The sequence below is a fragment of the Marinactinospora thermotolerans DSM 45154 genome, assembly GCF_900167435.1.
GTDB lineage: Bacteria > Actinomycetota > Actinomycetes > Streptosporangiales > Streptosporangiaceae > Marinactinospora > Marinactinospora thermotolerans.
In genome coordinates, this window is the sequence record NZ_FUWS01000006.1 from 34,462 (window position 1) to 48,317 (window position 13,856).

The window sequence follows — 13,856 nt, forward strand, 5'->3', positions numbered from 1 at the left end:
ATACGCTTCGCTTCCCTGCGGAGAAGATGTCTCGAACTTCCTTTCTCGAAAGGGATCACCCCATTGCCGGGAAAGGAGAACAACGGAATATCCACCGAGAGGTGCCGCATCCGGACGTCCGCTGTCACCTCGGTGACATCCGAGCGTTATCCGTTTCCGCCCTACGATGGTGGAATGGACGATCTGCACGGTAATCAGGCGACGTGGCGGTTCGACGGGGAGAAGGTCCTCATCCGCTACCGGTCCGGATGGCGCGTCGCTCCGTTGCTGAAGGAGCTGGGAGGCTGCGAGGTACCGCTGGCCGCCATCGCCTCGGTCGACTTCACCCCCAAGAAGGGCCGGCGCGGAAGCTGGGATCTGCGGCTACGGCTACGCGACCACGCCGACCCCTTCGCCGCCGTCGGCGCGGCGCTGTCCGAGAAGAGCCTGCCGTTCCACCTGACCGGTGACGCCTCGACCGAACTCGTCGCCGAGTACTACGCCGACCAGCTCTCCTTCTCCGTGGAGGCGACGCGCGACACCGGCGACCCGGGTCCGGCCGAGAGGTTCGCGGTCGGCCTCGTCCCGCCCCTGCCGCTGCACATCCGCACCTCGGAGGGGACGGCGGCGTTCGACGGCCGGACCCTGCTGTTGGCGTGGTCCGGCGACGCCTCCTCCCGCAAGCACAAGGAGCAGCGGCGCGAGTTCCCGATCGAGGAGATCCGGCGGGTCGAGTGGGCGCCCGGCGACGGTTGGAACGAGGGGTACCTGCGTGTCGTGACGCACGGGTCCTCCACCGCGCAGCCGGTCAAGCCCAGCAAGGACCTGCACTGTCTCCTCACCGAGGACAGCGCGCGGGAGAGCGCGCGCGCCCTGCTGATGGCCGCGACCGTGACCGCCCACCTGTGGGCGCGGGAGGAGGCCGTGTCGGCCCGGCGGGGGGAGACGGCGGCACTGGAGGCCGGGGCGAATGCCCTGGGGGCGGGCGGGACGCCGCCCTCGCCACAGCCCCTCCCCGCCGACGACGTGGCCCGCGGCATCTACGACCGCATCCGCGAGCTGGGCCGGCTCCACGAGGAGGGCCTGTTGACCGACGAGGAGTTCCGGAACAAGAAGGCCGAACTGCTGGATCGACTGTGAGACCGCCCGTCCCCCTATCCGTGCGGACGCCGCCGGCCGAGCATGCCGAAGCGGGTTTTGGAAGGCCATGACCATTCCCTGGAATTACCTTTCCCCCGTCCTGGCGCATGCTGGGGAAAGAGGCGGGACGGGGCCGGCCGAAAAGGTCCGGAAAGGAATACGGCCCGCCCACGAGGCTTCTCAGGGGGAGGCATGAGAATGCGCGTCAACGGATGGGTCGCCTTCGCGGCCACCATGATGCTCCTGGCCGGCGTGTTCAACATCCTGCACGGCCTGGTCTCATGGTTCAGACCGGGGTTCTTCGCAACCTCCGAAGGCAACCTGCTGCTGTTCGGCTTCACGGGGTGGGGCGTCCTGCTCACCCTCTGGGGCATCCTGATGGTGGTCACCGCGTTCTCGCTGCTGAGCGGTGCGACCTGGGCACGTGTGCTGACGATCGCGGTGGTCGGGGTGAACGCGGTCGCCCAGCTCGCCTTCCTGAACTCGTTCCCGTGGTGGTCGGCGATCATGATCGCCCTCGACGTCCTGGCGATCTACGGGCTCACGGCCAGGTGGCCGGCCACGGCCGCAGCGGGACCGGGAGAGCGCGCGGAGGGTTCGGGCATCAGCATGCCGGAGCAGCGCTCCGGGATGCACTCCGAGGGGGCCCACACCCCGCAGGGTGCGCACGAACGTCACCGGACCTGACCCGCCACACGGGCCGCCGTCACACGCCGGTCCGCAACCGATCCCGTCCCTGGACGTCCTCCGGCGGCGCCGGAGGGCTCCCGAGGGCGGGATCGGCCGTTGAACGTCAGTCCGCGGGCTCGAAGGAGCGCGTCATCTCGTCCAGGAGCGCGCGGTTGGTCTCCCAGTCCTCCTCGGTGGAGACCAGGAACAGCGCGTACCCCTTCTCCTCGGTGTGGAAGGCCCGGTTGACCGCGCGCATGCGCCCCTGGGAGCCGTCGAAGGTGAACTCCCAGTCGGCGGCGCTGACGTAGTCGTCGAGGTCGAGGGAGTCGTCGTCCAGCCGGGTGATGGCCACCTTCTCGTAGCCGCCGAAGTTCGAGGAGATCGCCCCCTCCTGCCGGTTCCAGTCCTCCAGCGCGTCCTCCCCCGGCTGATCGGTCTGGTCGATCTGGAGGTAGCCGCCCTCGGGATTGGTGAAGAACACCCCGTTGTCGCGCCGCTCCAGCTCCCACCCCTCGGGAACCTCGATCTCGAAGCCGGTGGGGTCCTCGTGCCGCCGCATCGGCGTGTCCTCGGCCGCGTCCTCCGCGTCGCCCTCCTGCTCGGGCTCCTCGGCCGCGGTGGGGTCGGCGGCGATGCTCTCCTCGGCCGACGCGGGAACCGTCTCCGGGGCCTGCGACGGGGCTTCCGAGGGCTCCACGGGCGCGTCTCCCCGCTGGTCCGAGGCGTTCCCGTTGGCCAGCCATAACCCCAGCGCGGCCGCGAGCACCAGCCCGACAACGGCGAGCAGCGCCGGCACCAGCAACCGGGTCACCGGTCTGCGGCCGGGGCCGGGCGGGGGCGCCACGGAGGCGAACTCGGCGGTGGACTCGGCCTGGACGGGGCCCGCCGCCACGGGGGCGACCCGGGTGGCCTCGCCGTCCTCTTCTGCCTGCCCCTCGACGACGATGGGGTGCAGCATCGCCACCGCCTCCTCCACGGTGAGGCGACGCGAGGGGTCCTTGTCGAGCAGTCCGTCGAGGACGGGGCGCAGGGGGCCGGCGGAGGTCGGCGGTGGGACCTCCTCGGTGACGATCGCGGTGAGCGTCGCCATCGCGGTGGAACGCTGGAACGGCGGTTTGCCCTCGACGGCGGCGTACATCGTGATCCCCATCGCCCACATGTCCGTGGAGGGGCCGGCCAGCTGGCCGCGCGCCTGTTCGGGGGCGAGGTAGTTGGGCGAGCCGAGGAGGTTGCCGGTGCTGGTCAGCTGGGTGTTGCTGTCCTCCAGCCGGGCGATGCCGAAGTCGGTGAGCACGGCACGGTCGTCCTTGGCGATCAGCACGTTGCCGGGCTTGATGTCGCGGTGCACGATGCCGCGCTGGTGGGCGACCGCGAGCCCCGAGAGGACCTGGAGGGCGATCTTGGCCACACGGGTCGGCGGGAGCGCGCCGTGTTCCTTGAGGAGCTCGCTCAGCGAACTGCCGCGCACCAGTTCCATGACGATCCACGGCCGGTCGTCGCTCTCGACCACGTCGAAGACCGTGATGATGGAGGGGTGGCTGAGCTGGGCGGCGCTGCGCGCCTCGCGGAGCATCCGGGTCCGCAGGATGGTGATCTCACGCTCGGGGAGCTGGGCGGAGATGGTGAGTTCCTTGATCGCGACGGGGCGGTCCAGCAGCTCGTCGGTGCCCTGCCACACCCGCCCCATGCCGCCTTCGCCGATCAAATGGGACAACCGGTAACGCCCGACGAGCAGGCGTCCCGGCTCAGATTGCTCAGTGCTCATAGAAGAGGTTCCTCGGTAGGGAGGCGAACGCCCGCGAGGCCGCGGCGCCACTCTGGGGAGTGTAAAAGCCCTCGGGAGGGCGGATGGGCCGCATCCGGCCGTATCGGGGGTTCCGGCGGCCACCGCTCCACCGCCCCGCCCGGTGACCTGCCCCGACACCGGCCGCGGACGGCCGGGGAGCCGAAACGGTCGGGTCCGGGCCGGGAATACGGTGTGGCCCACGCCTCAGGGGTCCTCCTCCCCCGACGGGGATTGTTGCGTACGATGGCGCCGTGATTTGTCCTAAGTGTCAAAGCCGCATGATGACCTTCGACCGCATGGGGATCCACATCGAGCAGTGCGAGCGCTGCCGCGGGATCTTCCTCGACGCCGGTGAGCTGGAGCAGATCACCGCCGCCGAGCAGCGCCACTACGGTGGCGGCGCCCACTACGGCGGCCACCGTCCCGACTCTCCCGCCCCCTACCGTGGGCGTCCCGACTCCCCCGCCCCCTACCGCGGCCGTCCGGACTCCCCCGCCCCCTACGGCTACGGCCACGGCTACCCCGACTCCCCGAAGCCCTACGGACACCGCCGCAAGAGCTTCCTCGGGGAACTGTTCGACTGACGTCAGGTGAACCTGCTGATCTGCGCGCGCTGCGGCGCGCGCACCGACGTCCCCCTGGTCGAACCGGACGAACCGGTGATCCGCTGTGCCGCGTGCGGCCATCGGCGCCGGTTCCACCGGTTGCCGCTGTACTGCGTGACCGGGCCGAGCGGGACGGGCAAGTCGACGGTGGCCCGGCTGCTCGGCGAGCGGCTGAGCGACCGGTTCGTCGTGCTGGAGCAGGACGTGTTGTGGCTGGCCGGGCTGCGTGACCCCGCCGACGACCATCGGGCCTTCCGGTCGGCGTGGTTGCGGGTCATCTCGATGATCCACCAGAACGGCCGGCCCGCCGTCCTGTGCGGCACGGTCGTCCCTCCCGAGCTGGAGCCGCTGCCCGAACGCGCCCTGTTCGCCGAGATCCGGTACCTGTCCCTGGTGTGCGACCCCGACGTGCTGGCCGAGCGGCTGCGCGCCCGTCCGGCCTGGCGGGAGTGGGACGAGCCGCGTATCGCCGAGACGTTGGAGTACACCGCGTGGATCCGCTCCTGCGCGGACCGGATGGATCCCCCCATGACGCTTCTGGACACCACACACGTTCCGGTGGAGGCCACGGCCGAGGCGGTGTGCGCGTGGGTCACCGGCGGCTGAGCCATGGGGGCGGGCCGGGGAGGACGCTCCGCCTTCGCGGTGCCTCGCCCGATGCCCCGGCCCCGTTCCGCGCTCCACCGCGTCCCTCCCGCCGTCGTCGGGACCGATCCGGTCCCGACACAGGGTGATACCGCCATCGCTTACTGTCAAGAGATGTTGCGACGGCCGCGCCGCCGTCGCCGCGGACCGATTTTCACTCGCCTGCGGGCGATGGGGCGAACGGACGGGTGGGCCGATGGCACGCGGGTCGAACGGGGGACGTGGTCCCGGCGCCTGGACGTGGAGCCGTACCGCCGAGACCCGCAGCGCGCTGCTGCGGGGAGCGCGCGAGGTGTTCACCGAACAGGGCTACAGCGGGGCGGCGATCGCCGACCTGGTGGAGCGCACCGGCTCCAGCGTCGGCAGCGTCTATCACCATTTCGGCGGTAAGGCCGAACTGTTCCTCGCCCTGTGGGAGGAGCACCACCACGCGCAGGAGACACGGGCCGCCACCGCCGTCGCCCGGGCGCGCGAGGCGGGGGTCGACGACCCGCTGGAACTGTTCTGCGCGGGGGCGCGAGCCTTCCTGGAGGGCTCGTGGGAGCGGCGCGACCTGTCGCGGCTCTTCATGGACGGTGACGGGCCGCCCGGTTTCGAGACCACGCGCCGCTCCAGTGGACGCGACTGGGTGCGCCGCAACACGGTCCTGCTCGGCGCCGGCGGGTCCCCCGCCGAACGGGTGACCGTCGCGATCCTCACCAGTGTCATCGGCGAGGCCGGACGCGAGGTCGCCGTCTGCGCGACACGTGCCGAGGCCGAGGAGGTCATCGAGACGACGCTGGGGCTCATCCGGCGGCTCGGTGCGGTGGAGGGCGGACCGGCACGCTGATCCGGCCGGTCCGCCCTCTCCGCCTCAGGAGGAGGCGGAGGTGACCGGCTCGGGGTCGGGGGACCCACCGGTCGGTGCGCTCCCGTCGCTGTCGTCCTCCAGCGGCGCGAACCGGCGTAGCCGCAGGCTGTTGGCGACGACGAAGAAGCTGGAGAACGCCATGGCCGCCCCCGCGATCATCGGGTTGAGCAGTCCGGCCGCCGCGAGCGGGAGCGCGGCGACGTTGTAGGCGAACGCCCAGAACAGGTTGCCCTTGATCGTGGCGAGGGTGCGGCGGGACAGCCGGATCGCGTCCACGGCCGCGCGCAGGTCGCCGCGGACCAGGGTCAGGTCGCTCGCCTCGATCGCGACATCGGTGCCGGTCCCCATGGCCAGGCCGAGATCCGCCTGGGCCAGTGCCGCGGCGTCGTTGACCCCGTCACCGACCATCGCGACGGTCCGCCCCTCGGCTTGGAGGCGTTTGACGACGTCCACCTTGTCGCTCGGCAGGACCTCGGCGACGACCTCGTCGATCCCGACCCGTTCGGCGACCGACCGCGCCACGGCGGTGTTGTCGCCGGTGAGCAGGATCGGGGTGAGACCGAGCTCGCGCAGCCGCCGGACCGCCCGCGCGCTGGTGGGCTTGAGCGCGTCGGCGACGACGAGGACGGCCCGGGCCCTGCCGTCCCAGCCGACGGCGACCACGGTGCGGCCCTGCTCCTCGGCCGCCGCACGCGCCTCTTCGAGCTCGCGCGGCAGGGGCCAGGACCGCTCGGCGAGCAGGGCGGGCCGGCCGACGACCACCGTGCGGCCCTCGACGACTCCGCGCACGCCCAGGCCCTCGACGTTGCCGAACTCCTCGACCCGCGCGAGCCGGCCGGTCCGGGCCAGCGCGCCCGCGGCGATGGCCTGGGCGATGGGGTGCTCGGAGGCGTCCTCCAGCGCGCCGGCCAGGCGCAGCACCTCGTCGGCGTCCTCCCCCTCGGCGACGGTGACGTCGAGCAGCGTCATACGGCCGGTGGTGACCGTCCCGGTCTTGTCCAGCACGATCGTGTCGATCCCGCGCGTGGTCTCCAGGACCTCGGGCCCCTTGATGAGGATGCCCATCTGGGCGCCCCGCCCGGTGCCGACGAGCAGCGCGGTGGGGGTGGCCAGGCCCAGCGCGCACGGGCAGGCGATGATCAGCACGGCGACGGCCGCGGTGAACGCCGCGGCGGCCGGGGCCCCGGTGCCCAGCCAGAAGCCGAGCGTGGCGACGGCCAGCGCGATCACGATGGGGACGAACACCCCGGAGACCTTGTCGGCGAGCCGCTGGACCTCGGCCTTGCCGTTCTGCGCGTCCTCGACCAGGCGGGCCATCTGCGCGAGGCGGGTGTCGGCGCCGACCCGGGTGGCCCGCACGACCAACCGGCCCCCGGCGTTGACGGTGGCGCCGACGACGCCGGCTCCGGGGCCCACCTCGACCGGCACCGACTCGCCGGTGAGCATGCTCATGTCGACGGCGGAGGACCCCTCCTCGACCACGCCGTCGGTGGCGATCTTCTCACCCGGGCGGACCACGAAACGGTCGCCCTCGACGAGGGAGTCGACTGGGACGCGCTGCTCGCGGCCGTCGCGCAGGACGGCGACGTCCTTGGCCCCGAGTTCGAGCAGGGCGCGCAGGGCGGCGCCGGCCCGGCGCTTGGAGCGGGCCTCGAAGTAGCGGCCGGCGAGGATGAAGGTGGTGACGCCCGCCGCGACCTCCAGGTAGATGTCGGCGGAACCGTCGGTGCGGGCGATCGTCAGCTCGAACGGGTGGGTCATGCCGGGTTCACCGGCGCTGCCGAGGAACAGCGCGTACAGCGACCACGCGAACGCGGCGATCGTGCCGAGGGAGACGAGGGTGTCCATGGTGGCCGCGCCGAGCCGGAGGTTCTTCCAGGCGGCGACGTGGAAGGGCAGCGCCCCCCAGACGACGACCGGCGCGGCGAGGGCCAGGGACGCCCACTGCCAGTAGGTGAACTGCAACGCCGGGACCATGGCCATCGCGATGACCGGGATCGACAGCAGGACGCTGACGAGGAGCCGGTCACGCAGCGGCCGGGTGGGATCGCCGTCCTCGGTGGCGGGGGCGTCCTGGGACGCGGCCGGCGGCTCGGGGAGGGCCGCGGTGTAGCCCGCCTTCTCGACCTGGGCGATCAGATCGTCGGTGGTGACGCCGGGATCGAAGGTCACCCGCGCCTTCTCGGTGGCGTAGTTGACCGTCGCGGTCACGCCGTCGAGCCGGTTGAGCCGCTTCTCGACGCGCGCGGCGCAGGAGGCGCAGGTCATGCCGCCGATCGTCAGCTCGATCTGGCCGCCGGGTGTTCGTGTCGTGTTGTCGCTGCTGTCCATTCCCGCTCCCGGAGGGGCGGACCCGGGTCAGTGGCCGGGGTCCGCGCTGTCGTCGTGGCCGTCGGCGGATGCGTCGACGCGGATGGTGAACTCCGCTGTGTGCACCTTGCCGGCGTGCTTGAAGTCGAGGAAGAGCCGGTAGTCGCCCGCGGAGGGGAAACCGGCTCGAAAGGCGATGTCCGGTCCCGTCTCGCCGTCCCGCTCCTCGGGGTGGGCGTGCAGGTAGGCGAGGTCGCCGGCGCGTAGCGCCACCAGGTGGCCGTGGGCTCCGAGGTGGGGTTGGAGGTCGTCGACCGCGGCGCCGTCCCGGGTGACGGTGAAGGTGAGCGCGCCGTCGCCTCCTGGGGAGGGGTCTCCGCGCAGTTCGACGGTGTAGCCGTCCACCCGTGCCGTCGAGGAGGGCGCGGGCAGTGGTTGGGGCGCGTAGTCGCCGGGAACCGCGAGATCGGCTCCGAGGGTGTGTCCGGCGCCGTCCTCGCCGGGGACGAAGTCGGTGATCACCCGGTGGGGGCCGGGCTCGCTCGGCTCGTAGGGGACGCTCCAGGTGCCGTCCGGGTCCATCTCGGGATGCAGATGGCGGTAGCCGGCCATGTCGCGGCCGACGACGATGAGGTGCATCCGGGCGTCGTGGGACTCGTCGAACGCGGTGACGGGGCGCCCCTCAGGGCCCAGGATCCGGAAGGAGAGGGGTTCCTCCTCCCCCGGTGTCCCCGAGAACGTGTCCAGGTCGAGCGTGTACCCCTCGTGGGAGATCTCCAGTCCTCCCGGTGGTGGGGCGGCCGGCGCGTGCCCGTCCGTACTGTGGGCGGCCTCCTCGACGGCGGTCGGGACATAGGGGGCCGCCAGGGATCCGGCGCCCATGGCGGTGGCGAACACCACCGCGAGCCCCAGTCCGTAGACCGCGAGTTTCGCCGGGGTGTTCATCACCCCACCTCCGGCCCGCGGCTCACGGCCGGCGTGCCGGGGGAAGGGACGGCGCATGCGGCGGGGCGCGCGCCCACGTCGCTGCGGACGGCGGTGGACATGGTTCCTCCCGAAGGTCACCACGGGCCCGGCCGTCTCCGGCCGCCGCCCGTTTCCTCGTTCACCCTCAGGACTACCATACCCCCCCAGGGTATGCAAGAAGGGGTCGGGGCCCGAACGGCCCCGCCCGATCCCGCCGGTCCGCCCCCCGCTCAGGCCCGGGCCGGCGCCCTGTCCCGCGCGCCCGCGATGTCGCAGACCAGATGCGCGATCCGCGACAGGCCCCCCACGTCGACCGCCTCCGGGACGGGCCCGCCGCCCCGCACCACCCCGGCGCCCCAGGCCCCCAGACGCCCCGCGGTGGCCGTTCCGGGCCTGAGCGCGTCGGCCGCACCGGCCTCGGCCAGCCGAAGAGCGCGCACCCGCTCCTCCTCGACCCTCGACCGGGGCAGGACGAGCAGTGGCGACCGCCGCCCCAGGGCCTCACAGACGGCGCCGTACCCGCCCGTGGTGACCACCGCCGCTGCGCCGTCCAACCAGGGACCGGGATCGGAGACGAATCCCAGGACCGTCATGTCCTCCCGGCCCGCGGCGAGGCGGTGGATCTCCGACCGGGCCGCAGCGGGCAGCCTGCTCCCGGTCACCAGAAGGCCGCGCACCCCCGACGGCAGCGGCATGGCGGCGAACGCGCGCGCCTGCTCGGCGTCCCCGGCCCCGCTCAACAGCCCCAGGACATAGGAGTCCGCCGGGGTCACCGGAGGGCCGGGCGGGAGCGCGCCGGAACGGCCCAGGTAACCGACCGAGGACACGAGGGGACGCAGGTCCGGGGGCAGCCCCAGCCCGACCACCGGGTCGGCGACCCCCCGGTCCCCGTACACCCACACCGCGTCGTACCAGCGCCGCAGTGCCGTGCAGCCGCGGACGCGGGCCCATTCGACGGCCGCCCGCGCCGGATCCTCCATGACGTCGAGCAGTCCCAGGACGATCTTGGTCCGCCCGGATCTGCGCAGCACGTCGAGAGCCGCGGCGAGCTCGCCTTCGGCCCCGTCGGGCCGGCGATCGACGATGAGCACGTCGGGCGCGAAGGCCCGCAGCGCCGCGGCGAGCTCGCGCGCCGCCCGCCCCGGGCCGGCTCCAAGGCGCCGGAGCTCGCACCCGGGCGGGTAGTGCAGCGCGGCCGTCTCCGCGGCGCGGGCGAAGACCAGGGTCTCGGGCGCCGGCGTCATCGTCGCGAGCGCGTCGGCGATGGCCTTGGAGCGGCAGGCCGGGCCGAGGTGGCGGCTGTCATCGGCGTAGAGGGCGACGCGCAGGCGACGGGACGGGGCCGGGGCGGATGGGTGGGGCATGTTCTCCTCCTCGTCGGCTCCCGGGATGCGTCACATCACGGGATGAGCCAATCACGGACGGTGAACACTCTCCGTCACTTTCATATAACGCAAAGTTAAGGCAGCTCCAAGGCGGGATTATGGCCCCCACCTCCCAAGGGGGCACCGCCACGTCCCCACCCACCTGGGCCGACTTCGCCCGCCGCACACCGCCGCGGCACCCTCACCCGTGTTCCGGTCGGCCGGCGTCGGACCGCGCACCGGCCTTCTTCTCCTCGGAGAGGAGATCGCGCAGATAGTCGCGCAGGACGAGGGCGTTGTTGTGCTCGACGTCCTTCGCCCCGTACAGCAACGTCACCGGCCCGCTCCTCGCCGCCTCCAGCAACGGACGGACCTCTTCCCGCGCCCCCTCCAGCTCCGCCCGATACCGCGCGCGGAAGTCGGGCCAACGCCGCGGGTCGTGGCCGAAGCCCTTCCGCAGTTCGCCGCTTGGCGCGACCTCCTTGGGCCACCCGTCGATACGCAACCGCGCCTTGGCGACACCGCGCGGCCACAGCCGGTCGACGAGGAAGACCTTCCCCGGGGACCCCGCCTCGTCACGGAGGTGGTCGTGGACCCTGCGCACCACGATGTCGATGTGCTGTTCCCCCATACGCCGGGGCTACCCGGGCCGGGCCGCCCGAACCCGGTGGATGACGCTCGCCGGCCGCGACGGCCACGGGGAACGGTCGCGACCGGCACCGCCCCGGGAGACAACGCCGTACCCCGGGGCGCCCCTCCGTCGAGCGCGCGTTCTCACGGTCGGGCGGCGGGCCACGGCCGCTTCCAACGAAGGCTCGATTACTCTCCGAAACATATATCACCGAGCGTGATCATCCATCTTCCGCGAGTAGAATATGAAATAGATTCGAACAATTATCCACGCGACTGGAATCACCACAACGGCCCCCCCGTATATACCGTCGCCACACGTTTTCCATAACCGCATTTTGTCGGTTTTTCAGAAAAACCAATGACAGGCGAATCGTTGTTTCGTCGCGGTTTGACGGGGTTCATTCTGCGGTGATCTGGATCACATGACGGACATGGATTGGCTGGTCCGGGCGCTGGTCATATCACCATGCGTGCAGGGCCCACGCACACGCAGGACCACGAAGAGAATGACCGCGCTTCAGCGCGGAACAGCACCACATCCCTCAAAAACGAATGCGTAAGGAAATCATGAGCAACATGAAGCGTATTCTCATCGGTGCCGTCATCATCCTGCCCGCCGCCTTCGGCTTCGCCGGCTCCGCCTCCGCGGGCACCTTCGCCGGCGCCGGAGAGGCCGAATACTCCGCCGCCAAGGCCAAGGAGCTGCTCGTCGGCTACGCCGACGGCGACCAGAAGTTCCTCCTCGTCGACCGTGAGCAGGCCCAGGAGGAGGCCAGCGCCGAGGCGGCCTTCGCCGGAACCGACTAGTCGGCCGGTAACGGTGATCTCCCGGCCGCCTCCCCGCTCGGTGGCCGGGACCCCGGTCTGAAGCGCCCGGGTGCGCGGCACGGTTCATCCCCGCCGGGCACCTGGGCGTCCTGCGGCCGACGATCCCGGAACGCGCACGGTACGCGGGAGGTCCTAGGCTCCCTCCTCGTGACCGTTCTCAAATCGATCGTGCTGTTCGCCCTGGCCGCCCTCGCCGAGATCGGCGGGGCCTGGCTGGTCTGGCAGGGGGTGCGCGAGCACCGTGGACTGCTGTGGATGGGGGCCGGGGTCATCGCCCTGGGCGTCTACGGGTTCGTCGCCACCCTCCAGCCCGACGCCGACTTCGGACGGGTGCTCGCCGCCTATGGCGGTGTGTTCGTCGCGGGGTCACTGTTGTGGGCGATGCTCATGGACGGTTTCCGACCCGACCGTTACGACGTGACCGGCGCGCTGATATGCCTGGTCGGTGTCGCCGTGATCATGTACGGGCCACGTGGCGGATGACCGCCGTGGCCCTTGTGCCGGGCACCGGCCCCGTCAGTCGGACGCCTCGGTGGAACGGGACTGGTAGACGAGGTCGGCGTAGTCGGGGTGGCGCTGGATCCAGCCCTTGACGAACGGGCATAGCGGCAGCACCGAGAGCCCCTTGGTCCGAACGTCGTCGAGCGCCCCGCGGACCAGCCGTCCGCCCACCCCCTTGCCCTCATATGAAGGGTCCACCTCGGTGTGGGTGAAGACGATCAGGTTGCCCGCCAGTTGGTACTCCGCGAACCCGGCGACCGCGTCGCCCTCCCGGGCCTCGTACCGGTTCGCCTCGGGCGCCTCGGCCACCTCGATGTCCATGCGCCCCTCCCTTCATCGCCATGTCAGGTCGCCCCACGCTATCCCGCGCCGGCGAACGGCCGAAGGCCGCCCCGCCCGCGCCCGTCGTTTCCCGGTGGCCGACCGTCCCGGGACCGCGGCGTCGGAGACGTCGTTTCGGCGCCCCACGCGACGGGGCCGGCCCGGGCGGACGGAGCCCGGGAGTGACCCGCGGATCGGGCGCGGCGGGATCAGCGTGGCAGATGGCGGAGCACCGGATCGGTGATGCCTCCGGGACAGGACAGCGCGGTGCGGTCCCATCCCGTCAGCGCGACACCCGCCTGGTAGGCGCTCTCGTAGAAGTCCAGGACGGTGCGGCGCGGGTCGGGGGTCTGGCGGGCGTCGGCGTAGCGCAGCAGCGCCAGGTGGGCGCCGCGGCTCTCGATCCACTCGGCGGTGGCGGGCTGGAGCGGCTGCCGTTCGAGTCCCACGGGTTCGGGCGAGGTGTAGGAGTAGAAGGCGGGCTCGGGGACGCTCTGGTCGCCGAACCAGAATCCGAAACTGACCACCTCCCGCGAGTAGGCCTCGCGGGTGACGGGGTCGGCCTGGGGCGGCTGGTCGACCCGGCGTTCGGAGAACCGGGTCACCGCGATGTCGAAGGTGTGCCAGAAGTGGTGGACCGGGCTGGTCTTGCCGGAGAAACGGGACGCGAACTCCTCCAAGAGGAGGTTGACCCGGCCGAGCACCCGCCAGTATCGGTTGACCGCGGCCGGATCATAGGCGGCGTGCTCGGTGTCCTCCTCGAACGGCCGTCCCGAGTCGGGCAGGTCGAACGGACGCGGCACCGCGATGCGGACGTGCACCCCCAGGGAGTCCAGGACCGAGACGACCTCGCGGTAGAACGAGGCGACGGAGTGACCGGGAAGCGCGAAGGACGCCTGCCGCCCCTCCTCGGTACCGGCCACGAGACGGTGTCCGACGAAGTCGAAGTCGATGGTGAAGACGGGGTTGCCGTCGATCGCGCCCATCGGCCGGGTGGTGATCCCCCGCCCGGTGAGGTGGAACGGGACATGCCACCAGTGGTTGCGGCGGATCCCCGAGGACAGCCGGATCTTGCCGACGATCTGGAGGAACCGGTGCACCGTCTGCTTGGTGTCCTCCCAGTCCTGCAACGGGAGCGGGGGAAACGGTTCCATGGCATCCTCCTCGGCGGCTGTGGCGCGTCGGTGACGCTCCGTGGTCACCTTAGGCACGTGGAACGGCGCGGCACAGCAACCGGTGCGGGGTGTCGACGGCGG

At 71.8% G+C, this 13,856-nt stretch carries 14 protein-coding genes; 7 read left to right on the forward strand and 7 right to left on the reverse strand.

What is annotated here, in order from left to right:
* Window positions 1-174 precede the first annotated feature (174 nt).
* Window positions 175-1,119 (forward strand): DUF4429 domain-containing protein, encoded by a 945-nt coding sequence (locus tag B5D66_RS11750; protein ID WP_078761752.1) that lies wholly within the window; start codon window positions 175-177, stop codon window positions 1,117-1,119.
* Between the two features lie 198 nt (window positions 1,120-1,317).
* Entirely contained in the window at window positions 1,318-1,806 is a 489-nt protein-coding gene (locus B5D66_RS11755) for a DUF7144 family membrane protein (RefSeq protein ID WP_078761753.1), read from the forward strand.
* A gap of 106 nt (window positions 1,807-1,912) precedes the next feature.
* On the opposite strand, the gene B5D66_RS11760 is transcribed toward B5D66_RS11755, so the two are convergent.
* The gene (locus B5D66_RS11760; RefSeq protein ID WP_078761754.1) at window positions 1,913-3,556 is read right to left on the reverse strand and encodes a serine/threonine-protein kinase; all 1,644 of its coding nucleotides are present in this window, start codon (window positions 3,554-3,556) and stop codon (window positions 1,913-1,915) included.
* Window positions 3,557-3,855: 299 nt separating this feature from the next.
* Between B5D66_RS11760 and B5D66_RS11765 the strand changes: the two genes are divergently transcribed.
* The 3 genes from B5D66_RS11765 (at window position 3,856) to B5D66_RS11775 (ending at window position 5,656) form a co-directional block, all read left to right on the forward strand.
* Complete coding sequence (locus B5D66_RS11765) at window positions 3,856-4,161, forward strand: TFIIB-type zinc ribbon-containing protein (RefSeq protein WP_235000947.1); 306 nt, start codon at window positions 3,856-3,858, stop codon at window positions 4,159-4,161.
* A 6-nt stretch (window positions 4,162-4,167) separates the two neighbouring features.
* Entirely contained in the window at window positions 4,168-4,788 is a 621-nt protein-coding gene (locus B5D66_RS11770; RefSeq protein WP_078761756.1) for an AAA family ATPase, read from the forward strand.
* Between the two features lie 235 nt (window positions 4,789-5,023).
* Window positions 5,024-5,656 carry a TetR/AcrR family transcriptional regulator gene (locus B5D66_RS11775; RefSeq protein ID WP_078761757.1) on the forward strand — a complete coding sequence of 211 codons (633 nt, stop codon included), beginning with the start codon at window positions 5,024-5,026 and terminating at the stop codon, window positions 5,654-5,656.
* A gap of 24 nt (window positions 5,657-5,680) precedes the next feature.
* On the opposite strand, the gene B5D66_RS11780 is transcribed toward B5D66_RS11775, so the two are convergent.
* The 4 genes from B5D66_RS11780 to B5D66_RS11795 all read right to left on the reverse strand — a co-directional run bounded on the left by B5D66_RS11780 (window position 5,681) and on the right by B5D66_RS11795 (window position 10,948).
* A complete protein-coding gene (locus B5D66_RS11780) occupies window positions 5,681-8,008 on the reverse strand; it encodes a heavy metal translocating P-type ATPase (protein WP_078761758.1) in 2,328 nt (775 codons plus the stop codon).
* A 27-nt stretch (window positions 8,009-8,035) separates the two neighbouring features.
* On the reverse strand, window positions 8,036-8,932 hold the full coding sequence (locus B5D66_RS11785; RefSeq protein ID WP_078761759.1) for a hypothetical protein: 897 nt from the start codon (window positions 8,930-8,932) through the stop codon (window positions 8,036-8,038).
* Between the two features lie 251 nt (window positions 8,933-9,183).
* Window positions 9,184-10,317 (reverse strand): glycosyltransferase family protein, encoded by a 1,134-nt coding sequence (locus B5D66_RS11790; protein WP_078761760.1) that lies wholly within the window; start codon window positions 10,315-10,317, stop codon window positions 9,184-9,186.
* Between the two features lie 202 nt (window positions 10,318-10,519).
* Window positions 10,520-10,948, reverse strand: coding sequence for a DUF488 domain-containing protein (locus tag B5D66_RS11795; RefSeq protein WP_078761761.1), 429 nt, complete (start codon window positions 10,946-10,948; stop codon window positions 10,520-10,522).
* A 569-nt stretch (window positions 10,949-11,517) separates the two neighbouring features.
* On the opposite strand from B5D66_RS11795, the gene B5D66_RS11800 reads away from it, so the two are divergent.
* Both B5D66_RS11800 and B5D66_RS11805 read left to right on the forward strand, forming a co-directional pair.
* Window positions 11,518-11,757, forward strand: coding sequence for a hypothetical protein (locus tag B5D66_RS11800; RefSeq protein WP_078761762.1), 240 nt, complete (start codon window positions 11,518-11,520; stop codon window positions 11,755-11,757).
* Between the two features lie 168 nt (window positions 11,758-11,925).
* A complete protein-coding gene (locus B5D66_RS11805; RefSeq protein ID WP_078761763.1) occupies window positions 11,926-12,261 on the forward strand; it encodes a YnfA family protein in 336 nt (111 codons plus the stop codon).
* A 33-nt stretch (window positions 12,262-12,294) separates the two neighbouring features.
* On the opposite strand, the gene B5D66_RS11810 is transcribed toward B5D66_RS11805, so the two are convergent.
* Window positions 12,295-12,600 (reverse strand): GNAT family N-acetyltransferase, encoded by a 306-nt coding sequence (locus B5D66_RS11810; RefSeq protein WP_078761764.1) that lies wholly within the window; start codon window positions 12,598-12,600, stop codon window positions 12,295-12,297.
* Between the two features lie 209 nt (window positions 12,601-12,809).
* Window positions 12,810-13,754 (reverse strand): DUF5996 family protein, encoded by a 945-nt coding sequence (locus B5D66_RS11815; RefSeq protein WP_078761765.1) that lies wholly within the window; start codon window positions 13,752-13,754, stop codon window positions 12,810-12,812.
* Window positions 13,755-13,856: the final 102 nt, after the last annotated feature.

Excerpts from the sequence above, each read along its gene's own strand:
- B5D66_RS11815 (WP_078761765.1), bottom strand. The coding sequence starts at position 13,754 with ATGGAACCGTTTCCCCCGCTCCCGTTGCAGGACTGGGAGGACACCAAG.
- B5D66_RS11810 (WP_078761764.1), bottom strand. The coding sequence starts at position 12,600 with ATGGACATCGAGGTGGCCGAGGCGCCCGAGGCGAACCGGTACGAGGCC.
- B5D66_RS11800 (WP_078761762.1), top strand. The coding sequence starts at position 11,518 with ATGAGCAACATGAAGCGTATTCTCATCGGTGCCGTCATCATCCTGCCC.
- B5D66_RS11795 (WP_078761761.1), bottom strand. The coding sequence starts at position 10,948 with ATGGGGGAACAGCACATCGACATCGTGGTGCGCAGGGTCCACGACCAC.
- B5D66_RS11765 (WP_235000947.1), top strand. The coding sequence starts at position 3,856 with ATGATGACCTTCGACCGCATGGGGATCCACATCGAGCAGTGCGAGCGC.
- B5D66_RS11775 (WP_078761757.1), top strand. The coding sequence starts at position 5,024 with ATGGCACGCGGGTCGAACGGGGGACGTGGTCCCGGCGCCTGGACGTGG.
- B5D66_RS11750 (WP_078761752.1), top strand. The coding sequence starts at position 175 with ATGGACGATCTGCACGGTAATCAGGCGACGTGGCGGTTCGACGGGGAG.
- B5D66_RS11790 (WP_078761760.1), bottom strand. The coding sequence starts at position 10,317 with ATGCCCCACCCATCCGCCCCGGCCCCGTCCCGTCGCCTGCGCGTCGCC.
- B5D66_RS11760 (WP_078761754.1), bottom strand. The coding sequence starts at position 3,556 with ATGAGCACTGAGCAATCTGAGCCGGGACGCCTGCTCGTCGGGCGTTAC.
- B5D66_RS11780 (WP_078761758.1), bottom strand. The coding sequence starts at position 8,008 with ATGGACAGCAGCGACAACACGACACGAACACCCGGCGGCCAGATCGAG.
- B5D66_RS11785 (WP_078761759.1), bottom strand. The coding sequence starts at position 8,932 with ATGAACACCCCGGCGAAACTCGCGGTCTACGGACTGGGGCTCGCGGTG.
- B5D66_RS11755 (WP_078761753.1), top strand. The coding sequence starts at position 1,318 with ATGCGCGTCAACGGATGGGTCGCCTTCGCGGCCACCATGATGCTCCTG.